This is a genomic window from Bifidobacterium sp. W8103, from assembly GCF_016100775.1.
In the GTDB taxonomy this organism is placed as follows: Bacteria; Actinomycetota; Actinomycetes; order Actinomycetales; family Bifidobacteriaceae; genus Bombiscardovia; species Bombiscardovia choladohabitans.
Genome location: NZ_JACFRV010000001.1, coordinates 463,547 through 485,701, shown reverse-complemented (window position 1 = coordinate 485,701; position 22,155 = coordinate 463,547). Strand labels below are relative to the sequence as shown.

General features: G+C 62.3%; 18 protein-coding genes. 14 read left to right on the top strand and 4 right to left on the bottom strand.

All coding sequences use genetic code 11. The features are described 5' to 3' along the window. Positions 1–21: 21 nt before the first annotated feature. Positions 22–801 (top strand): phosphate ABC transporter ATP-binding protein PstB, encoded by a 780-nt coding sequence (gene pstB / locus H3U90_RS01815; protein ID WP_024627440.1) that lies wholly within the window; start codon positions 22–24, stop codon positions 799–801. 68 nt (positions 802–869) lie between these two features. Then, positions 870–1,856 carry an AEC family transporter gene (locus H3U90_RS01810; RefSeq protein WP_198176814.1) on the top strand — a complete coding sequence of 329 codons (987 nt, stop codon included), beginning with the start codon at positions 870–872 and terminating at the stop codon, positions 1,854–1,856. 4 nt (positions 1,857–1,860) lie between these two features. Here H3U90_RS01810 and H3U90_RS01805 read toward each other — a convergent pair whose 3' ends face one another. Further along, positions 1,861–2,088, bottom strand: a complete 228-nt coding sequence (locus tag H3U90_RS01805) for a hypothetical protein (RefSeq protein WP_198176813.1) — start codon at positions 2,086–2,088, stop codon at positions 1,861–1,863. A 206-nt stretch (positions 2,089–2,294) separates the two neighbouring features. Between H3U90_RS01805 and H3U90_RS01800 the strand changes: the two genes are divergently transcribed. Then, on the top strand, positions 2,295–3,695 hold the full coding sequence (locus H3U90_RS01800) for an NCS2 family permease (protein WP_198176812.1): 1,401 nt from the start codon (positions 2,295–2,297) through the stop codon (positions 3,693–3,695). A gap of 193 nt (positions 3,696–3,888) precedes the next feature. On the opposite strand, the gene H3U90_RS01795 is transcribed toward H3U90_RS01800, so the two are convergent. The 3 genes from H3U90_RS01795 to trxA form a co-directional block, all read right to left on the bottom strand. After that, positions 3,889–7,380: an RCC1 domain-containing protein gene (locus H3U90_RS01795; protein WP_198176811.1), complete on the bottom strand. Its 3,492-nt coding sequence runs from the start codon at positions 7,378–7,380 to the stop codon at positions 3,889–3,891. Positions 7,381–7,998: 618 nt separating this feature from the next. Next, positions 7,999–9,006 carry a G5 domain-containing protein gene (locus H3U90_RS01790; protein ID WP_198176810.1) on the bottom strand — a complete coding sequence of 336 codons (1,008 nt, stop codon included), beginning with the start codon at positions 9,004–9,006 and terminating at the stop codon, positions 7,999–8,001. Between the two features lie 150 nt (positions 9,007–9,156). Next, the gene (gene trxA, locus H3U90_RS01785; protein ID WP_045935079.1) at positions 9,157–9,501 is read right to left on the bottom strand and encodes a thioredoxin; all 345 of its coding nucleotides are present in this window, start codon (positions 9,499–9,501) and stop codon (positions 9,157–9,159) included. A gap of 171 nt (positions 9,502–9,672) precedes the next feature. Here trxA and H3U90_RS01780 point away from each other — a divergent pair, with 171 nt between their 5' ends. From H3U90_RS01780 to H3U90_RS01730, 11 genes are all read left to right on the top strand, one after another. Beyond that, positions 9,673–10,302, top strand: coding sequence for an NUDIX hydrolase family protein (locus H3U90_RS01780; RefSeq protein ID WP_029677767.1), 630 nt, complete (start codon positions 9,673–9,675; stop codon positions 10,300–10,302). Positions 10,303–10,334: 32 nt separating this feature from the next. After that, the gene (locus H3U90_RS01775) at positions 10,335–11,192 is read left to right on the top strand and encodes an alpha/beta fold hydrolase (protein ID WP_198177573.1); all 858 of its coding nucleotides are present in this window, start codon (positions 10,335–10,337) and stop codon (positions 11,190–11,192) included. Beyond that, entirely contained in the window at positions 11,189–12,226 is a 1,038-nt protein-coding gene (gene nudC / locus H3U90_RS01770; RefSeq protein ID WP_198176809.1) for an NAD(+) diphosphatase, read from the top strand. The genes H3U90_RS01775 and nudC overlap by 4 nt, the downstream gene beginning before the upstream one ends. Before the next feature lie 87 nt (positions 12,227–12,313). Further along, positions 12,314–13,912, top strand: a complete 1,599-nt coding sequence (locus H3U90_RS01765; RefSeq protein WP_198176808.1) for a L,D-transpeptidase family protein — start codon at positions 12,314–12,316, stop codon at positions 13,910–13,912. Positions 13,913–13,951: 39 nt separating this feature from the next. Beyond that, on the top strand, positions 13,952–14,365 hold the full coding sequence (gene gcvH, locus H3U90_RS01760; RefSeq protein ID WP_045935082.1) for a glycine cleavage system protein GcvH: 414 nt from the start codon (positions 13,952–13,954) through the stop codon (positions 14,363–14,365). 10 nt (positions 14,366–14,375) lie between these two features. Then, positions 14,376–15,566, top strand: coding sequence for an App1 family protein (locus H3U90_RS01755; RefSeq protein ID WP_198176807.1), 1,191 nt, complete (start codon positions 14,376–14,378; stop codon positions 15,564–15,566). Positions 15,567–15,573: 7 nt separating this feature from the next. Further along, a complete protein-coding gene (locus H3U90_RS01750) occupies positions 15,574–18,051 on the top strand; it encodes a S9 family peptidase (protein ID WP_232340522.1) in 2,478 nt (825 codons plus the stop codon). After that, complete coding sequence (locus H3U90_RS01745) at positions 18,041–19,084, top strand: 3-isopropylmalate dehydrogenase (protein WP_198176806.1); 1,044 nt, start codon at positions 18,041–18,043, stop codon at positions 19,082–19,084. Before H3U90_RS01750 ends, H3U90_RS01745 begins: the two co-directional genes overlap by 11 nt. 30 nt (positions 19,085–19,114) lie before the next feature. Further along, entirely contained in the window at positions 19,115–20,074 is a 960-nt protein-coding gene (locus H3U90_RS08260) for a TM2 domain-containing protein (protein WP_232340523.1), read from the top strand. Beyond that, positions 20,056–21,303, top strand: coding sequence for a lipoate--protein ligase family protein (locus H3U90_RS01735; RefSeq protein ID WP_198176805.1), 1,248 nt, complete (start codon positions 20,056–20,058; stop codon positions 21,301–21,303). Before H3U90_RS08260 ends, H3U90_RS01735 begins: the two co-directional genes overlap by 19 nt. A 124-nt stretch (positions 21,304–21,427) precedes the next feature. Then, positions 21,428–22,147: a Crp/Fnr family transcriptional regulator gene (locus H3U90_RS01730; RefSeq protein ID WP_045935086.1), complete on the top strand. Its 720-nt coding sequence runs from the start codon at positions 21,428–21,430 to the stop codon at positions 22,145–22,147. Positions 22,148–22,155 lie beyond the last annotated feature (8 nt).

Genomic DNA, 22,155 nt, shown 5'->3' with positions numbered 1-22,155 from the left:
GAGAGAAACGGAGGCCGGAACATGGGCCAACGCATAGACATCAACCACCTCAACGTCTACTACGGCGATTTCCTGGCCGTCCAGGACGTGAACATGCGAATCCAGGCCAACAAGGTCACCGCCTTCATCGGCCCCTCCGGTTGCGGCAAGTCAACGGTCCTGCGCACCCTGGACCGCATGCACGAGATAACACCGGGGGCGCATGTGAGCGGGCAGGTGCTCTTGGAGGGTCGTGACCTTTACGGACCGGATGTAGACCCGGTCGAGGTGCGGCGGGACGTGGGCATGGTCTTCCAGAGGGCCAACCCCTTCCCGACCATGTCCATCCGGGAGAACGTCCTTGCCGGCATACGGCTGAACAAGAAGCACATCGCCAAGTCGGACGCGGACGATCTGGTGGAGTGGGCCCTGCGCGGAGCCAACCTTTGGAATGAGGTCAAGGATCGCCTGGACAAGCCGGGCATCGGGCTCTCGGGCGGTCAGCAGCAGCGGCTCTGCATCGCCCGTGCCGTGGCCGTACACCCCCAGGTCCTGCTCATGGACGAACCCTGTTCGGCCCTGGACCCCATTTCCACCCTGGCTGTGGAGGATCTGATCAACGAGCTCAAACGGGACTACACCATCGTCATCGTCACCCATAACATGCAGCAGGCCGCCAGGGTCTCGGACTATACGGCCTTCTTCAATCTCAAGGCGGTCGGTCAGCCCGGCCATTTGGTGGAGATGGACGACACCACCACGATCTTCTCCAACCCGCACGAGCCGGACACCGAGCGCTACATCTCCGGTCGCTTCGGCTGAGACGGAACCGGTCTGCGCACCCGCCCGTCAGGTATCATGGTTCCGGCATCCACGGAAGGAGCGAGGGCATGGGAGTATTGCTGGAACCGGCTACCCTCTTGGGCATTATCCTGGTGGGCTACCTGTTCAAGCGCTTTGGACTCTTTCGTCCCTTGGACTACCGGGTGTTGCAGACCGTAGTGTTCGACTTGGTCCTGCCGGGGGCCATCATCTACTCCTTCGCCACCAACCCCCACGATCCCAGCCTTCTTCTGGTCTCGGCCTTCGCCTTCGTGGCCTCGCTGATTCCGCCCCTGGCCATCTTCCTGACCAGCAGGCATCGGCCCACGGCTCAGCGGGCTTTTCTTATGCTCAACGGATCGGGTTTCAACATCGGATGCTTCTGCTTCCCCATGCTCCAGTCGCTGCTGGGCACGGCGGCCCTGGTTCCCGCCGCCATGTTCGACATCGGCAACTCGGTCATGGTCTCTGCCGGGACCAACGTCATGACCCAGGGGCTTCTGCATATTCGACCGGGCCAGTCCCTGGATCCTGATGCGGGGGAGCCGGTCAAGCTGGATGACCCGGATGCCCGCAAACTCCATCGCAAGGCCGCAGCCATCTCCATAGCCAAGGGCTTCCTGAGCTCCCCCTCCTTCGACACCTACATGGTCATGGTGTGCTTTACCTTGGCCGGAATCTCATTGCCGGACTGGTCGGCCCAGGTCACCCGTCCACTCTCTGCAGCCAACGCCTTCTGCTCCATGCTTATGGTGGGCATGCTCATGGACTTGCCTGGCGGACGGGATGATGTCAAGTCCGTATTGCAGATTCTGGCCTGGCGGCTGCCCTTCGGCATCCTGTTCGCGACGGCCGCATGGTATCTGCTGCCCTTCGAACCCCTGATCCGTCAGGCGGTGGCCCTGTGTTGCCTGGCTCCGACGGCGGTTTTCGCCACCATGTTCACCGACAAGGTTCTTGGCAACGCCCGTCTGGCCGGATTCACCCTGGCCCTGACTGCGGTGATCGGTGCGGCGCTCATGGTCTTGGCGCATCTGCTGATGGGCGCCCTCTGAGGATTCAGTCCTTCTTCTCGTCCTTCTTCTCGTCCTTTTTGACGTCTGTGCCCTGGCCGCGGCGCTCCTGCTCCTGGCGCAGGGTGCGGCCCTCGCGGGTGCGCTGCTTGTTGACCGTGGCGGCTGCAATCCGCTCGGCGGCGCGTTCATCCTGTCCGCGATCAACCTCGCTGTCATGCACGTGCTGATACTGCTTCTGATCGTCCGGATCCCAATGATTGTTCCTGGCCATATGTCCCTCCTCGAAAGCGCCGCGCCCTATAAGTCATTCCCAGGTGGGGAAAGCTTCAGGGCCCTGCCGGTATGCCGATTATAGGTGAGCGGACAGTGCTGCGGCGGTATTGGAGCTCAACAGGGGGGACCTGTAACAGAAAAAGCCGAGTGCTCGTGATATTCTTTCCTTGTCTCATCGCCAAATAAGACAATAAGGAATCGAATATGCATAAGCTATTTCGGCTTTCGGATAATAATACCACAGTCTCTACGGAAGTGGTAGCAGGCATCACCACCTTCTTCGCCATGGCCTACATCATCGTGGTGAATCCCTCGGTGCTCTCCACGGCAGGCATGCCCTGGGGTGCAGTCTTTCTCGCCACCCTGATCGCTGCCATCATCGGCACCCTGATCATGGGTCTGGTGGCCAATGTGCCCTACGGCGTGGCGCCAGGAGTCGGACTGGATGCCTTCTTCACCTTCACCGTGGTCAAGGGATTGGGCTTCACCTGGCAACAGACCATGTGCATGGTCTTCCTGTGTGGCCTGATCAACATCCTGGTCACGGCCACCAAGCTGCGCAAGATGATCATCCAGGCCATTCCGCCCCTGCTCCAGCACGCCATCGGCGGTGGCATCGGCGTCTTCATCGCCTATGTGGGTCTGCTCAATGTGGGCATCATCAAGTTCACCCCTGACAAGACCTCGGCAGCCGGCGCCAACCCAGGGCTGACCACTTTCAACACCCCCGGTGTCATCCTCTTCGTCATCGGCTTGTTGCTGACCGTCTTCCTCCTGATCTTCAAGTTCAAGGGTCATCTGGCCTTCATCAACAAAGGCGCCTTTGTCATCGCCATCATCGCGGTCACGCTCCTGGGCATTCCCATGGGGGTCACCAGCATGGCCAAGTCGGTCGATCTGGGACAGGCCTGGTCACAGCTGCCGCAGACTTTCCTGGCCATTTTCAGTCCGGAGGGCTTCCCTGCCCTCTTCTCCGACCCGGCCAAGCTGCCAGTGGTTCTGGTGACCATCTTCGCCTTCTCCCTGTCGGACACCTTCGACACCATCGGCACCTTTGTGGGCACCGGTCGGCGCTCAGGCATCTTCTCAGCCGAGGATGAGCAGGCTCTGGAAACCGGTCGAGGCTTCAGCTCCAAGATGGATAGGGCCCTGTTCGCCGATGCTACGGCCACCTCCATCGGCGCCCTCTTCGGCACCTCCAACACCACCACCTATGTGGAGTCCGCTGCGGGCATCGCAGCCGGTGGCCGGACCGGACTGACCTCGGTGGTTATCGCCGCCTGCTTCGCGCTCAGCGCCATCTTCGCTCCGCTGATTTCGGCTGTGCCTTCGGCGGCCACTGCGCCCGTCCTGGTCATTGTGGGCTGCATGATGATGAGCTCCTTCGCAGAGATTGAGTGGGGCGAGCTGTCTGAGGCCATTCCGGCCTTCTTCACGGCCATCTTCATGGGCTTTGCCTACTCCATCTCCTACGGTGTGGCCGCAGGTTTCATCACCTACTGCCTGACCATGGTCTGCAAGCGCAAGGGCAAGGAGGTCCACCCCATCATCTGGGCGGTCTCGGCCCTCTTCATCCTGGACTTCGTGCTCCAGGCCGTGCTCTGAGCACGGTTTCGCAAACACAAGGCATCCACAAGCAGCCATTCGTCAGAACCATTGCTCAGCAATGCAGGTAGTCGTCATGCTGTTGTCGGGTTGATCTGACTGTTTGAGGGTGTGAATAGAGCAAATCAGGCACAGAGACCGCAGCAGGGCCCCGCCACTAGATAGGTGGCGGGGCCCTGCTCGTTCGTGCCCGTCAGTGCTTGTGCCGAGCGGCAGCCTTTCCATCTTGTCCGCTTTGCGTTTCAAGGCGCTGCCGTTTGGCAGCCAGGCCACTGACTGCAGCCAGCGAGCCGACCATGATGATGACGAGGATGCCTGCCTCTCCGGTCAAGGGGAGGATGCCATAGTGGACGAAACGGAAGGCATTGGTCTCATCGTTGGGCTGTGGAGCCCCATTGAGCGTCCAAGCGATGCTGACAGTCGTGTCGCCGGCCTGATGGTTCGGTGTCAGCACGGTCCAGGTGCCGTCTTGCTGTTCCGTGGAGCTTAGGCTGGTTCCACTGACGCCTCCGAATTGGACTGTGGACGGGGTTCCGAGCCTGAAGGGGAAGAGCGCTTTGACAGGGGAGTAGACCGTTTGGGTCGAGTTATTCCCCAGCCTTCCTTGGCCGTTGTCTCCCCATCCCATGGTGCTGCCGGTGGAAGCTATGGCCAGGGTGTGTCCTGTGCCGGCGCTGACCTTGACGAAGTGATCGATGCCTGATGGATTGCCCATTCTGGTTGGCTTGTTCAGGCTGCCTGTGCCCCCGGTCCCCAACATGCCTGATGAGTTTTGGCCCCAGCCCCAGATGTTTCCGTTCTGGTCCAGCGCCAGTGAATTGCCGCTAGCCCTGCTGCCTGTCAACTGTGTGAAGGTGCTGACGTTTGCAGGCATGGCTACCAGGGACGGAGCAGTCCTCGTGGTGGTGTCGCCCAGGCCGAGCTCTCCATTGCTGTTCCCGCCCCAGGACCATAGGCGTCCCAGATCATCGAGGGCGGAGGAGTGGCCGCTGCCTGCGATAATTTGAACCGGCTTGAATCCACCTGTCGGGTTGATGCCCGGTTTGGCCTGGACGGGTGTAAAGGTGTAGCCGTTGAGTGCTACATCGCTCGTGTTACCCAGGTCGCCGTTCTGGTTCGATCCCCAGCCCCAGGTACGACCCTGGGTGTCAGTCGCCAGGGAATGTGAGCCGCCCGCGCTGACCTGTGCATAGCGGAATCCAGTCGTCTCGCCTTGCGGGGTTGCTACCTGGACGGGTCTGGTTGTGATCCCTGTCGTCGCTACAGTGTTTGAAGGAACGCCCAGTTTGCCGAACTCATTGGACCCCCAGCCCCAGGCTCTGCCTTGCCTGTCTACGGCCAGGACATGAGTGATGCCTGCGCTGATACCAGTGAGAGTGAAGTTAGTTGCGGTCATACCGCTAGGGGCCTGCACGCGAATCGGGTTGGAGCTGTATGCGGCTGAACCATTGGTGACAACGGCATTGCTACCCAACTGTCCAGAGCTGTTAAGCCCCCATGCCCAGACATGGCCCTGGCCATCCAAGGCCAATGAGAAGGCCTTTCCTGCACTGACCTGTGTGAATCGCTTCACGCCTGTGGGTTTGGGAATCTGCACCGGGGTCAAGCGGTCCGTTGTGGTCCCATCGCCAAGCTGTCCGTATTTATTGGCACCCCAGGAATAGACGTTTCCATCCGATCCGAGAGCCAATGAATGATCATCGCCGGCGCTGACCTGACTGAACCTAATGCCTCGCGCTGTAGGCGGAACCAGGGTCACCTTGGTCTGGCCACTGTCGGGACCCTGCTTGGGAGAGGTGGTCCATTGCCCGCTGCCTGCCGTCCAGTGGGCCGTCAGTTTCAGGGAACCCTTGACGGGGGAAGCAAAGTCATAGGCCGCATCGCCGCCGAACCAGCCGTCGAAGAGGAAACCAGGACGGGTCGGGTCCTGTTCCGGTCTGGAAGCTGTCTGGTCTTCGACGACCGACTGACTGGTGGGCTGGCTGCCGTCGGCCTTGTCGAAAGTGACGACATAGGTGGGCGGGTCATAGGTGTAATCCAGGATGTCATCGGGTTGCGGACCATAGAGATTCCAGGTGATGGTCGCATCCACTCGGCCCTTCCTATGGGCTGGCGTCACCACCTGCCAGTTCGTACCTGCTTTTTTCAGATTGCTGCCCAGTGTTTGGTCGAATTTGACCGCAGTAAGATCCGGTGTAAGGGGGAATGCCGCCAGGCCCGGAGTCAGCCTCATTGCTTTGCTGTTGTCGTAACCGGTGGGGATGGTCGGGTCACCCAGTTGGCCCCCGCTGTTCCAACCCCAGGTATATAGGTTCCCATCTGACCCCAAGGCTAAGGATTGCTCCCAGCCAGCATAGAGCCGAACCCAGCTGGTTTCTTGTCCAGCCACGGATGGTTTAGGCTTTTGCACAGGCCGGGGTCTGGTGATGTAGCTGGTCTGGCCGGTAGGGACGTCTGGCAAGCCCAGATCGCCGTACCAGTTGACGCCCCAGGTATAAAGATTGCCATCTGAACCGATGCCCATGCCGTGGTAGTCCCTGCCCATGACCTGTTTCCAGGTGAATCCTGCAGGTGTCCCATTCGGACGAGGTATGAGAGTCGGCACATGCCTGTCTGTTGTGGTGCCGTCTCCCAGACGCCCGCTGTCGTTCCACCCCCAGCCGTAAAGATCCCCGTTCGTAGTGATGGCGAAACTGTAGTCGGCTCCTACATTGAATTGCGAGAAGGTGACCCCATTGGGCTGAAGGACTTGGGTGGGTGTCAAACGATCTGTTGTGGTACCGTCTCCTAGGCGACCATAACTGTTCCATCCCCAGGCATAGAGTTTTCCGTCGGATCCCATGGCCATGGAACTGTACCGTCCCGTGGCCGGCTGGGTAAAGGTGATTCCCGCCGGCTTGCTTACGGGGACGGGTTTAGTGCTGTATGCAGCTGGATTGTTGGGACCTCTGGGAACGCTGGTATTGCCGAGTTGCCCATATGCGTTGAGTCCCCATGCGTAGAGATTGCCGTCTGATCCCAAGGCCACAGTGTGGTCCCACCTGGTGTTTGCCTGCTTCCAGGTAAATCCAGGCGCGGCCCCATCCGGCTTTTTCACCGGAGCAGGTCTGCTGCGGTTTTCGGTGGTCCCATCGCCCAGCTGTCCAGAAGCATTGAATCCCCAAGTGTAAAGGTTGCCATCCGAACCCATGGCCAGGGCTGAATGATCACCAGCGTCTACTTTCGTGAAAATGAATCCTTTTGGTGCATTGGCTGGCTTAGATACTTTTATTGGGGCTTGGCGATCGATGTTTGTGCCGTCGCCTTGCTGACCGTAAGCGTTTTTGCCCCAGGAATAGATGTTGCCGTCCGAGCCCAGGGCCAGTGACTGGGTGGATCCTGACGTAATCTGTGAGAATTTGATGCCCCGGGTCGCTGGGGGAGCCACCGTCACAGTGGTGCCCCCCGATATGGCTCCATGTGCAGGTGTAAGAGACCAATGGCCGTCGCCGGCTGTCCATTTTGCGGTCAGCTTCAGGTTGTTGGTGACGGGTTGGTTGAAGTCGTAGGCTACCTGGCCGACGAACCAACCGTCGAAGAGGTATCCATGCCTGGTGGGGTCGGTCGGTCGTTTCGCCAGACCGCCCGAAAGGACAGTCTGAGAGTCAGGGGCTGCTGTGTCGGCTTGGCCGGTATCAAAGGTCACCGAACACTGATTATTTGGGCAGGGGCTTGCCGACCGGGTGGAAGGGGTAGGGCTTGCTGAGCTTAGTGAGGTGGGGGATGGAAAGACGGGAGATGGTGTTGTTTGGACAGGGGAATCCAGCTTCTGAGTTTCTGTTGGCGAGGAGGCAATAGAAGGAGTTTGGGTTGAGCTGGGTATACCAGGGGTCACCCCTTCGCCTTGATTTTCCATGCTTTGCGATGCTGTCGGGGATGCGGTGGCATCCGCCTGTGCCAGGTCAATTCCCGAGAGATTTCCTAATATGAGCCCTGAGGCGATAATGGCTGCAAGAGAAGCTATACAGCATGCACGACTTCTGGATGACGATTGCATACGGTCCCCTTTGAAAGCAACGGCGCATGCAACGTGGCACCTGCATTCCCAGCTCAATCCCCATGACCGACGTGCATGACGTTCAATCAAAATCAGTTTATATCATGTGGTTCTGGAATACCAAGTTCTCATTGAGGCCTGTCTTTTGCCTTGGTGGTCGGATTCGCGGCAGGAAATTGGGATTGGTTGTTTCGTGGATATAAAAAGAACTTCCGGCAAGCCGAACCAGCCTGCCGGAAGTTCCTGATTAAGTTGTATGAAAAGGGATCAGTACCAGTTGGTCGCCTGGGATTGGGCCCATGCGCCGCAGGGGTTTCCGTAGCGGCCTTGGATGTAGCCCAGGCCCCAAACAATCTGGGTGTGGGCATCGGTCTGCCAGTTGGGACCGGCCGAGGCCATCTTGCTACCCGGCAATGCCTGAGGAATGCCGTAGGCGCCAGATGGGTTGGAGGCATTGGTCCGCCAGCCGGACTCCTTGTTCCACAGCTGCACCAGGCAGGTGAACTGGTCCTCGCCCCAGCCACGGGAGGTGACCAGACCGTGGGCGATGCTTTGGGCCGTACCTACGGGGACCGTGGTGGTGGTCGACCCTGACTTTGCGGGAGTACCGCCGCCGGTGCCCACCAGAACCACCTTGTCGACGGGGACCGTCTTGACGAAGGAGGCGAAAATGTTGCTGGTTAGGTGCTTGTTGCCGGCTGCCGTGACCAGGCTGGTGGTCTCCATGACGCCGTTCTGTCCCTCCGTCTTGACCTTGGTGGTGCCTGCCGGGAGGGAGTTGGTCTTCTCTTCGATGGTGTTGAAGGGAATGGGCGACTCCTCCGTCTTGACCTGGGCGTCGGCCCGGTCGATGCGGATGACGGTCTTCTCAGTGACGCGAGTGGTCAGAGACGGGGTGATCTGGTCCCCAGGCTGCAGGGTGATGTCCCCGGCCTCCAGCACGGATTTGACATCGGTGAAGCCTGTACCCAGGACCACCTTGTTCTTCCCATTGATCTGCACATTTACATAGGATGTGTTCGCGTTGGCGCCGCCCGCACCATTGCGGATGGCCTGCCTGGTGCTGCCGCGGGACACCGTGTCCACATCCTGGGTGGCTGAATAGGATGTTACGCCTGACTTGGCAGAGCTCTCAGTGGATGTGTAGAAGTCGCGCGAGACGAAGCCCGCGCCAACGACCATGCCGAGAACAGTGACACCGGCAGCCAACCGCAGCCACTGACGCCTGGTCAGAGCCTTGACCGCACTCATCCGTCCTCTACGGTGGTTCGCCATTACTCTCCTCTGTTGGGACCGACAGATCCTCAGTGATCAGTCGACGTAACGCTTCCTATCGACCGCATGCTTCCGGTAGCGCCGAAAGGGTCACTGGACAAACACATCACTACTTTAGTGCAAATCGGTCTTGGAACCAACTCGACTGACTCAGGCCTGTGCCGGGGTTGACAAATCGGCCTTGCGAGCCTGGTCGATCAGGTCGTTCAGATCCGAAGACCTGAGTGCGCCGGCCTGCTTGAAGATGATCTGCCCCTGCTTGGTGATCATCAGCGTGGGCACCGCTTGGATGTCGGCGGCCGCGGCCAGATCCTGGTTCTGGTCGATGTCCACCTTGCCGAAGACGATGTCGGTGTTGGCCTGCGAAGCCTTCTCGAAGATGGGGCCAAAGGCCTTGCAGGGTCCGCACCAGGTGGCCCAGAAGTCAATCAACACCAGGTCGTTGTCCTTGATGGTTTGCTCGAAGTTTTCCGAGGTAATAGTCGTGGTGGCCATAATAACGCTCCTTGAAGTCGTTTGACTGTCGCGCGGGAAGCTCCCGTGCTTAGCAACCGCTTTCAATCATCAGCATTCCATCAAGGCTGGAGAAAGCGCCCGAATATGCTCTGGGTGGAGATGTCCGCCGGGGTCCCGTGGCCGGTCAAGCCTGGTACGGATAATGGAGACATGCCAGTGCTGAACGACGAGATTCCCGATGATGACGACTTCGATGCCGATCGCGACCGTGGCGCCTTCTCACACATCACCCCAGAGGACTTCAACCGGGGTTTTTCAGGCTCGAATCCCCCCGGATGGCTGGACCGTGACGCCATCGACCGTGCGCGGCGATGCCTGCCCATGCCCTATGTTGAGGTGGTTCCGGTTCGCGTGGATGAAATGAGCGCTGTCACCCAGGTGGGCACCCTTCTACGCGTGGATGATCAGGGTAACATCGAGCGCACGCTGATCACCGGACGGATCCTCTACCACGAGACCATCAGGGAGGCGCTGGCCAGAAACATCGCCAAGGATCTGGGCCAGCTGGCCCTGCCTATGCTGCCTGCCAGCCCCCAGCCTTTCACCGTGGCTGAGTTCTTCCCCACGCCGGGGGTCTCGGAGTACTACGATCCGCGTCAGCATGCCATCGCTCTGTGCTACCTGGTGCCGGTGGCCGGGGACTGCAAGCCCCAGGACGAGACCCTGGATGTGGAGTGGATCGATCCCAAGGGGGATATGCTGGAGTCCTTCATGAGCCAGATGCCCGGAGGACACGGCAAGGTGCTGATGAGCGCCCTGACCTGGGCTGGTGCACTATGAGCACTATGAGCCGAGAATCCTTGGAGGCGGGCATGAGGATTGCCAATACCGTATATCGCCACGGGGAGGGACTGCCCTTGGTGCTGGTCCATGCCTTCCCTGTGGATCACCGCATGTGGGATCGGTGCGCGGCCTCGCTGATCGCCCAGGCGGATCGTGCGGGTATGACCCCCTTCCCGGTCTACGCCCCTGATATGCCTGGAGCAGGGGATTGCCCCCTGCCTGGGCCGGCGTCCTGTGGTCCGGCAGACTCTGATGGTGCCCTGCCCGGTGCCTTGGACGCCATGGCCCGAGCCTTTGCGGACATGGTCGCCGCCACGGGTGTGCAGAAGGCCATCTGGGTCGGGCTTTCCATGGGCGGCTACCTGGTCGAGGCGGTAGCCAGGCTTTACCCGCAGATGGTGGCCGGTCTGGCCCTGTGCGACACCACCATGATGGCTGACCGTCCGGCATCCCGGGCCAAGCGGCTGCATATCGCCCGAACCTGTGAGGTGGAGGGGACGCTTGAGCCGGTCATGCACTTCGCCCGGCCCCAGGAGGGTGATTCCACGTTCAAGCGTTCGCCCGCCTTCGTGCAGACCATGACCGAATGGATACAGTCCCAGGATCCCCGGGGCATCGCCTGGCGGGAGCGGATGGCTGCGGGCCGCCCGGATCAAAGTGATCTGGTCGGCCGCATCAGGGTGCCCGTGGCCCTGGTCAGCGGCCGCTGCGACCCCTCCAGCCCTCCACGCGCCATGGAGCCTCTGGCTCAGGCCATGCGTCAGGCCGGCACCGATGTCACTTTCACCGCCATCGACGACTGCGGTCACTTCAGTGCCGTCGAGCATCCGGATCGGGTGGCTGCTGCCCTGCTGGACCTGGTTCGTCGCGTAGGGAGGCTCTCATGAGCGATTGCGAAACGGTCTTCTCCCCGCTGGCCCTTACCGAGCCCCTGCCCTTCCTGCCTCTGGCTCAGGGGGATGTGGACTACGACACGGCATCGCGGCCGCAGCCCGGTCTGCTTGACCATCTGCTGGAGCGGGACAACACGGGGGTCATCCTGGTGCGGGGCGAGAAGGTGGCCGTGCCCAAGGGCAAAGGGGCGCTGGCTGGTCGCACTGGAGCCGGCATCCGTCTGGCCACCCTGCCTGCTGCATACTTGCGGGATCCTCTGACAGGCTCGGCAGACCAGTTCGAGCCGCCCTGCTACTACCTTGGGAAGGCCGACCGGCAGGCCTGGCTGGCCCTGGATCTGGATCTTGCCTGCGCCGGTCGGGCCGTCCAGGACACTCTTCGTGATTTGGCTCAGGCTGCCGATCGGCGCTTCGACTGGCTTGGCCTGCGTGAGTATGCCCCTCATGGGCGTCCGCGTCAGGTGGGCCTGGCAACCTGTGCGGTCGCCCTGTCCGTATGGCATGGACGCCAGGCCTTCTGCCCCCACTGCGGCGCACCGGTCCATCCCTGCCAAGCCGGATGGGCTCAGATCTGCCAGGGGGATGCATCAGGGGACCAACACACGCTCTTTCCCCGCATCGAACCCGCAGTGATCATGGCCGTGGTGGATGGCCGCGACCGGCTTCTGCTCCAGCACAATCGGAAGTGGGCTCCCGGCTTTTGCTCGGTCACTGCCGGATTCGTCGAGGCTGGCGAGAATCTGGAGCATGCAGTCCGGCGGGAGACCCTGGAAGAGGTGGGCCTGAACCTGGGGGAGATGCGGTATCTGGGCTCCCAGCCCTGGCCCTTCCCAGCCTCCCTGATGGTGGCCTTCAGAGCCAGATCCCTGAATACGGACATCCGGGTGGACGGTCAGGAAACCGATGAGGCCAACTGGTTCACACGGGAGGAATTCAGCGCTGCTCTGTCCTCGGGTCGGTTGCGCATACCTCAGACGGCCAGTGTGGCCAGACATATGATTGAGCAGTGGTACGGCAGCGAGCTCTGATTCATCCGAGTGGTGTTGCGCCCTCGGACCTGGTCTCGTCGTAAGATATTTCGAAGAACTGTCAGCAGCGAAAGGTGTGTTATGGCCATGGAGGGGCAAGAAGAGCCTCGTATCTCTGATGTCGACCAGGCCGAAACCGTGACTATGCCGCCGACGACCGGGGAGGGGCCCGACCCTGTGGACCTGTTCGCCGATGAAGAAGCAGAGCGGGCTTTCGGCGCAGGTGCCGCCCACAAGGCTCCTTCGAGCGGTCACCGCGGACGCACCATCCTGGCCCTGCTGCTTCTGGCTGTACTGATCCTGGTGGGTTGCTGGTTCGGCGTCCGTGCCTTCTTCCGCGATCGGGTGGCCCCCGGCGTCACCCTGGGCGGGCAGGTCATGATGGGTCGGACCAAGGACCAGGTCAGGCAGATCGTCGATCGGCAGGTTCGGGACTCCCAGGTGGAGCTCAAGGGTGAAGGCACCTCTGCCCGGGCAGGGCTGAAGGACCTGGGCGTAAGCGTGGATTCGGATGCCACGGTCACCAAGATCATGAACGCCAAGGGGTCTGCGGGCCTCTCCCGGCTGAACCCCTTCCATGGCGAGGCGGTGCCGCTGGTTGCCGAGCGGGATCAGCTGGCCATGGACAGGTATCTGACTGAACGTTTCATCCCCCGTCAGGACCGCTCCGTTCCCTCCACTATCGTTTTTGATCAAGGCGCACACGCCTTCCGGCCACAAGAGGGTCGCGGAGGCAAGGCGCCTGAGCTGGGCCGCGTGCAGGATGCCGTCTCATCCTTGATAGACAAGCCCGGCAGGCGTCTGGCCGTGGGGGTGGTCTATAAGGACGTGACCATGCCCATCAGCCTGGACACCGCCAATCAGGTGGCCTCCCAGGCCAACCAACGACTGGCCAAGGACCTGGTCATCAAGGGTGCCGATGATGACCTCATGACCGTCCCGGCCGCCACTGTGGCCACCTGGGTCAAGCCGGTCACCGATCTGGACAAGGGGACCATGGAGCTGGGCTTCGATCGGCAGGCCATCAAGCAGTATCTGGACCAGGAGCTGGCCCGGCAGCTGGACCGGGATATGGTCACCGCCGTCAACGTCAAGAACACCAAGGGCGATGTGGTGGCCGAGACCACCAAGGGAGTGGACGGTGTCCGGGTAACGGATGTGTCCGCCACGGCGGACCTGGTCGTCAAGGCCCTGGAAGAGGGCGACACGAATCCCGTCCAGGCGAGCGCCGAGATCACACCCCACAAGGAGCAGACTCGGGTGGCCCGATACGACGTGCCAGACGGCGACATCTGGATCCAGGTCAACCTCAGCGACCAGACCGCCACCGCCTACCACGGCACCACCCAGGTCAAGACCTTCCCCATATGCTCAGGCAAGCCCGATAACGGGAAATGGTCCGACACCGGCACCTTCTTCATCAATGTGCGCTACGCGGTCCAGACCATGCGTGGGCAGGGCTACGTCACGCCCAATGTCAAATGGGTCTCCTACTACAACGGCAGCGAGGGCTTCCACACGGCCAGCTGGAACTCTGCCGGCATTGCCAAGGGCGACCCTGCCCAATACGGATCCCACGGCTGCATCAATATGTATGAGCAGGACGCCAAGTGGATCTTTGACAACGCCCCAATCGGGACCATGGTCAAGGTGGAGGGGCAGGTTCCGTCGGGTCCGGCCCGCTAGGAGCGCCTGCCGCGGCAGACGGTCGAGTAGGCTGGAACCATGAGCGATGAACACAGTGATGGAACTTCCCGCCTGGATGTGCCCGAACACCTGCGGTATTCCCAGGATCATGTCTGGATCGACCCCAGTCAATCCCCGGCGCCCATGGGCGTGACCGAGTATGCGGCGGACCAGCTGGGAGACCTGGTTTTTCTGGACCTGCCCGAGACCGGCACCCACGTCGATGCCGGCGATGAGGTCATTGAGCTGGAGTCCTCCAAGGCTGTTGAGCCGGTGGTCTGCCCGGTGGCAGGCACCATCGCCTACGTCAACAGGGCAGCCTCGGACGATCCGGAGGTCATCAACTCCGACCCCTATGGAGAAGGCTGGATAGCCAAGATCGACCTGGAGGACGATGAGCCTGATCTTATGAGCGCGGAGGAGTACGGTCAGTTGCTGAAGAGCCTGAACTGACGGTCGGGTTATGACCAGGCGATCCGGCCGTGATGAAGGGCCCCTGCGGGTCCGGTCGGTCAGTACCACCTTCGATTCGGCCGCGCCCGGTGAAGGCATCGAGAGCAGACCGGCCCCGGTGCGCCTGCTGCGTCGACTGATTACCGGCGCCTTCGACCTCTGGGTGGGGCTGTCCATCAACATGACCGGCCGCCTGGGCTGGTCGGCCGACGTCCAGCCATATGTGGGTTACGGTACCGAGTCATACTCCCGGCTGATATGCCGTACCATTCTGACCGACGGCCGCAGACGTGAGGATCCGGCCATGCGGGGCATCCGCGGTCTGCTGACCGTACCCGCACCCAGGACCAGGGTTAGGCTGGCCATTGACAGCACGGCCATCGGGAGGGTTCAGGTGGGTGACTCCTCGGTCTACGATGCCGTCGACCCCAGCCGCAGCCTGAGTGCGGATGCGGTCTTCTCCGACCGATCGGGCTACCTGGATCTGGTGGCCGAGCATCGGCTGAACCCAGGCGTGCACCGGGTCTCCTACCAGGTGCGGGGCCGTCGGCCCGTCGACGCGCCTTTATACATCGTGCCCGGTCAGGCTCCTGTCGGCCTCATATCCGACGTGGACGACACCATCATGATCAGCCAGGTGCCCAATCATTGGAAGGCTGCCTGGAACCTGCTCCTGTCGAATCCGCACCGCCGGTCCTCGGTGCCGGGCATGGCCGTGCTCTACAACCGCATCCGCGACCTGGACCCCCGGATGCCTTTCTTCTATCTGTCGGCCTCGCCCTGGAATGTGGAGGGATCCATACGCGGCTTCATCCGCGACCACGGCTTTCCGGCGGGCCCCCTGCTGCTGCGGGATCTGGACCCCAGACCCAAGACCTTCGTGCCCTCAATCGTGCAGCACAAGATGGAGTTCATCCGTCAGCTCATGGCCGACTTTCCCAAGATGCGCTTCGTGCTCATGGGCGACGACGGGCAGAGCGACCCCTCCACCTTCGCCCAGGTGGTACGGCAGTATCCGGGCCGGGTTCTGGCCATCGGCATCCGTCAGCTGAGTCCCCAGGAGACCGGGCTGGGAGCCTTGGTCAAACGCACTGCCACACAGCCGGTGCCGGTGACGGAGGTGCCGGTCTTCTACGGAACCACGGGTGCCAATCTGATGCGAACCCTGCTGCCCTATCTGCGTCGTCGCGCCCGAATATAATCGCCCCATGAGTTTTTCGGCCGTCAATTCCGCGCCCCCTCGTGCACAGCGCCGTCCCACCGATCGTTGCTTCCATGGGGATCACTTCCAGGATCCCTACGAGTGGATGCGTGACCGGGAGGATCCCGCCACCAAGGCCTACGTGCGTGACCAGAACCGTTACTGCCGGGAACGGCTTGCCGGTCAGGAGGGTTTGCGGACCACCCTGCTCAAGGAGTTCACCGACCGGGTACAGCAGACCGACATGTCGGTGCCCACCCGGATGCATGGCTACTGGTACTTCTCCCGGACGCTCAAGGGCCAGGAGTATGGGGTGCAGTGCCGCCTGCCGGTGCGCGACCAGAACGACTGGGACCCTCCTGCCGTCCAGTCCGATGCAGCGCCTGGATCCATGCCGGGCGAGGAGGTCATCTTCGACGCCAACGCCGAGGCCAAGGGGCATGACTTCTTCTCCTTGGGCTGCCTGGACCTGAGCGCCGACGGCCGGTGGATGCTCTATGGACTGGACACCAGGGGCAATGAGCGCTACGACCTGCGTATCCGCAATCTGACAGACGGCCGAGACCTGCCTGACCGGATCGACCAGGTCTCCTCCGGGGCAGTGCTGACCCCTGACGGTCAATGGGTCTTCTACACCGGCCTGGACAAGGCCTGGCGTCCGGACACGGTCTGGCGGCATAAGGTGGGCACTTCGGCCGACCAGGATGTCTTGGTTTATGAGGAGGACGACGAGCGCTTCTGGGTGGGGTTGGGCCTGAGCTACGACGAATCCGCCATGCTGATTGCCACCGGGTCTAAGACCACCAGCGAGGTGCTCATGCTGGATCTGAAGGATCCACAGGGCGAGTTTGTGTCCTTGATCCCTCGCAAGGAGGGGATTGAGTACGACATCAGCCTGGCCCGGTTCGAAAATGCCGGTCCGGCGGGGGAGGACCTGCCGGTGGCCGTGGTCTACCACAATGTGAACAACCCCAACTTCGAGGTGGACCTGATTGATCTGCGCAGCCACCGTCCGCCTTTCCGCCTGGGAGAAGGGGTGCGGCTGGCCCAGGGCAGCCCCTATGGCTGCGAGCGCTCCGGAGACCTGGCCTCCCTGCCGCCCGAAAAGCCTTACCATGACCCGGGCAATCCCGCCATTCTTCAGGGCGCTCGCGGACTGGGCATCGAGGGGCTGGGCATCCACCGCAGCTTCGTGGTCCTGACCTACCGGGCCGACAGCCTGCCTCACATGGCCGTCATCGCCAAGGACCAGGCCCTGGAGGATCTGCGGGCGGGCCGACCCTGGCGCTTCCGCGAGGTCCTGCCCGACCAAGGGAGGGAGGGCATTGACCGTCTCTACAGCATAGGTCCCACAGACAACCCTTCCTACCAGGCCCCTGGTCTGCGCTACATCCGGGGCAGTTATGGAACCCCGGCTGAGCTGCGGGAGCTGGATCCGGTCCGGGGCGTGGACCGACTACTCAAGCGGGCCCGGGTGCTGGGTGACTTCCGGCCCGGGCGCTACGCCGAGCGTCGAATTCTGGTCCGGGTCAGGGATGGAGCCCTGGTGCCGGTCTCCCTGGTCTGGCGGCGGGGCATGCATCCGGGGCTGGATGCCAGCGGGAGGACCGGGCCGGATGACACGGTCATCCAGGCCCCCGACCATCCCGAGCGCCGTCCCTGGCCGGACAGTGATCCGGACGGGTCCGCGCCCATGTTCATCACCGGGTATGGAGCCTACGAAATCAGCCAGGACCCCGGTTTCTCCACAGGTCGGCTCAGCCTGCTGGACCGAGGCGTGCTCTACGCCGTCCCCCATGTGCGCGGCGGCGGGGAGATGGGCCGTGCCTGGTACGAGCAGGGCCGTCGGCTGCACAAGATCAACACCTTCCTGGACTTCATAGACGTGACCGCCGCACTGCAGGCTCAGGGCTGGGCGGATCCCCGTCATACCGTGGCCAATGGCGGGTCGGCCGGCGGGCTGTTGATGGGGGCTGTGGCCAATATGGCTCCCCAGCTCTATGCCGGCATCGAGGCGGATGTGCCCTTCGTGGACGCGCTGACCAGCATCCTGGACCCGGACCTGCCGCTGACCGTGACCGAATGGGACGAGTGGGGAGACCCCCTGCATGATCAGCAGGTCTACCGGTACATGCGTTCCTACTCGCCCTACGAGAACGTTCCTGACGCTGATAGCAGGCGCCGGCTCTTCGGTAGCGACCACTTTCCCGCCATCCTGGTGACCACATCCATGAACGACACCCGCGTGCTCTACGTGGAACCGCTCAAGTGGGTGGCCAGGCTGCAGGAGCCACAGGTGGGGGCCGATGCGCTGATCAGGATCGAGGTCCAGGCGGGCCACGGGGGCATCAGCGGACGTTACCGGCAGTGGGAGGAACTGGCCTTCGAGAACGCATGGTGCCTGTCCATCATGGTCTGTCCGGGATTCGGTCGGGGTCATGAAAGCGGCTCGGCTGGCTCGTTATGCTCGGGGTATGACAAATAGCAAGCAGAAGACATATCACATTGCGGTCATTGCCGGTGACGGCATTGGCAAGGAGATCGTTCCCCAGGCTCAGGCCGTCCTGGAAAAGGTGACCCGGGGCAAGGCTGATATCCGTTATGAAGACTTCGATCTGGGCGCTGAGCGTTATCTGCGTGATGGAGCCGTTCTGCCCGACGAGGATCTGGACCGGCTCAAGCAGCAGGATGCCATCCTCCTGGGGGCTATCGGCGACCCCCGCATCAAGGCTGGCATCCTGGAGCGGGGACTGCTGCTCAAAATGCGTTTCGAGTTGGATCAGTATGTCAATCTGAGGCCTTCCAAGCTCTACAAGGGCGTGGTGTCGCCCCTGGCCAACCCGGGCGATATCGACTTCGTGGTCGTGCGGGAGGGCACCGAGGGGCTCTATGCCGGGGCCGGCGGCTCCATTCGCCGGGGCACTCCCCAGGAGGTGGCTACCGAGGTCTCCATCAACACTGCTTACGGGGCGGAACGGGTCATCCGCTACGCCTTCCAGCTGGCCATGAAGCGTCGCCGCCGCCTGACACTGGTCCATAAGAAGAACGTGCTGACCAATGCGGGAGACATGTGGCAGCGACTGGTCGATCAGGTGGGCCAGGAGTATCCCGATGTGGAGCGTGAGTATCTGCACATCGACGCCTCCACCATATTCATGGTGACCGAGCCCAGTCGCTTCGACGTGATCGTGACCGACAACCTCTTCGGCGACATCCTCACGGACGAGGCGGGAGCTGTGGTGGGAGGCGTGGGTTACTCGGCCTCCGGCTGCATCAACGCCTCGGGCACCTACCCATCCATGTTCGAGCCCATCCACGGGTCCGCTCCCGACATCGCCGGCAAGGGGATCGCCAACCCCACGGCGGCCATCCTCTCGGCGGGTATGCTCCTGGACCATCTGGGCTTCGAGGACGAGGCAGCCAGCATTGAGCGGGCCGTGGAGGATGACATCGAGCGCTCCGGTTCCACCCAGAGGAGCACCGAGCAGATCGGCAGGGATATTCTTGCCCGTCTGTGATCGGGCCGGTTGGCGGTTAGACTGGAAGGCATGACTATGGATGATGCCCCCCAGCCGGACGACCGGCAGCCCAGCGATACGCCGACAGGGAATCCTGGCTTCGGCTCCTCCCCCTCCCCGCAGAAACCGCCCGAGCAGCGGGAGCCCGCCGGTGGGGATGCTCCTGCCGGGGCAGCTGACGGTCAGCGGCAGGCTCAGGGTTATCCAGCTGGTCATGATGCTGGCGTCGGGAATCAGAGTCCCTACCAGACCGGTCAGTATTCCTCCGGTCAGAACCCTTATGGTGGGTATCCGACCGGTCAGAGGTCCAATGCCGGATATCCGTTCGCCCCTCAGAATGGCGGCCAATATCCAGGGGCCTATCAGACAGGGCCCTACCGGCCCAATCAGTATCCGACCGCCGGTTATCCAACCGGTCAGCAATATCCAACCGGTCAGCAATATCCTGCTGGACAGTATTTCGGTGGCCGGTATCCTGGCGGTCAGAATCCTGGCGGTCAGTATCCTCAAAGGCCATATCAGCCGGGACCGGGCTATCCCGGCCAGTATCCGTCCGGCCAATACCCGCCGAGTGGGTACCCGGGAAATCAATACCCGGCAGGCCCGTATCCCGGCAATCAGTATCCCGGCGGGCCGTATCCGCCGCAGACCTCCATGCCCTGGCCCAACCCGGGCATGCCCCAGGGCGGTTACCCCGGGGCTGTCCCCAACGGCAGTGGCCCCTATCCCATATCGCCTACCCCGCACAGCAAGCTTGCAGCCGGTCTGCTCAGCATCTTTCTGGGCTGCTTCGGCGTGGGCAACTTCTACCTGGGCAGGACCGGGCGGGGCGTGGCCCAGCTCATGCTCACCCTGATCGGCTTCCTCTTCTTCTTCATCGGGCCGACCATCGCCATAATCTGGGGGCTTATCGAAGGCATCCTGATTCTGACATCCTCGACCGGCTCCTTCTGGCATCGTGACGCACGCGGATGGGAGCTGACGGATTGAATCCAGCCCGTCTGCGCGGCGTCGGCAAGCAGATGGGCGGCAAACTGGCGGCCGTAACCCTGAGCCTGGGCCGGGGGTCCGACTCCCGACCGTTCATCGCCTCATGCAGGATTGACGGCGATTTCTTCACGGAACCAGCCCCGGCAGCCTCTCAGGAATCCGCGGGGGATCATGGGCCTGTATCCCGGCTGGAATCCGCAATCTGTGACCTCCCGTTGCCCTTGGACCCTGGTCTGGCTCTGGAAAGGCTGGACAGGGTCATGGCAGAAGGGGACGGTCAACGGGTGGTCGGTGTGTCCCCATGGACCCTGGTGACCGCGCTGGAGCGTGCCCTGCCGGATGGGCTGGTCGTTCGCAGACAAGGCGATCCAGACCAACTCTCGTCAGCGCCGGGCCAGCCCTCTTCCAGGCAGTTCCAACCGGATGAGGCCGAATGCCGCCGCCGTTGGTCCGGCCTGGAGTTGGACCTGATCAGGGACCGTCCACGTCAGCCGGTCATGCAGATGGCCATGGACCAGGCTCTCAATGACGCCGTGGCCCAGGGCCGGCTGCCGCCCACCCTGCGCATCTGGAACTGGGCGGCGCCGGCGGTGATCCTGGGGCGTTTCCAGTCCCTGAGCCGGGAGGTCCACGTCGAGCGGGCACGCAGTCTGGGCTTTACCCTGGTTCGCCGCTGCACGGGCGGTGGCACCATGGTCATTCAGCCCGACCGGGCCATCACCTATTCCCTCTATCTTCCCTTGGACTTCGTCAAAGGGGCCGACCTGATCGACTCCTACCGTATCTGCGATTATTGGCTGGTTCGTGGTCTGCGCATGCAGGGGATTCAGGCCGGCTGGCAGGGCATGAATGACATCGCCTCCCCACGCGGCAAGATGGGTGGCGCCGCCCAGCGCAGGCTGCCGGCAGGCTCCCGCGGACCGGGCGGACTGCTCCACCACACCACGCTTTCCTATTCTGTGGATGCCGATCTGATGGCCCAGGTGCTCAACGTGGACCCGGAGAAATTCCATGACAAGGCCGTGACCTCGGTCAGAAGCCGGGTGGACCCCATCGACAGGCAGACCGGTCTGTCCCGTCAACCCCTGATCGATGCCCTTCTGGACACCCTTCCCTCCCTGGTGACGGATCTGCGCATATCCAGTCCGGCGCCCGAGATCGAGCAGCGGGCCCGCACTCTGGCCCGGCATCGCTACGGCCGTGAGGAGTGGACCGCCCAGATCGCCTGACCAAAAAAGTGGGTTGATGCGTGTGGGTATAATCGTGCTCAGTCGCGTCGAACCCGGCGTGAGGTCATCAACCATGCGTGAGTCGGTGCAGACCCGCCAGACATGGCGAAAAGGAGTGCGGAGTATGGCGGTTCACAAGCCCAACGAGATTCCCGATGACGGGAATGCCCTCCGGCAGACCGCCCTATTCAAACAAGTGCCCAGGCAGGACGCCGACCAGCTTTTGGACAGCATGCACGAGTCCACTTACGCCAAGGGGTCCACGGTCTTTCGACAGGGGGACACCGACCACCGCATGTATCTGCTGGAGGAGGGCCGGGTCAAGCTGGTCCGCCAGTCGCCCGACCGCCGCATCCAGCTGCTCAGCATCCACGGGCGTGGGGAGATCCTGGGCGAGATTCCCGTCTTTGACCCCTCCGGCGGGCCGCGTACCGCCTCGGCCGTGGTCATGGTCAACAAGACCAAGGTGGCAGCCCTGGACCATGATGCCCTCTTCGACTGGCTCAACCAGCATCCCAAGGTGGCTGTGGATATGCTTCAGGTGCTGGCCCACCGCCTGCGGACCGACAACGAGCGCATCTCCGACCTGGTCTTCCTGGATGTGCCGGCCCGACTGGCCAAGACCCTGTTGGATCTGGCCACACGCTTCGGCGAACCCTTCGAGCAGGGGCTGATGGTCCCCTACGATCTGACTCAGGAGGAGCTGGCTCAGCTGGTCGGCGCTTCACGCGAGACCGTCAACAAGGCCCTGATGGACTTCTCCAACCGTGGATGGATCTCTCGCAAGGGCCGCACCATCATCATTTTCCAGCCCGGACCGCTGATTCGACGCTCGCGCATGTGAACGCCACT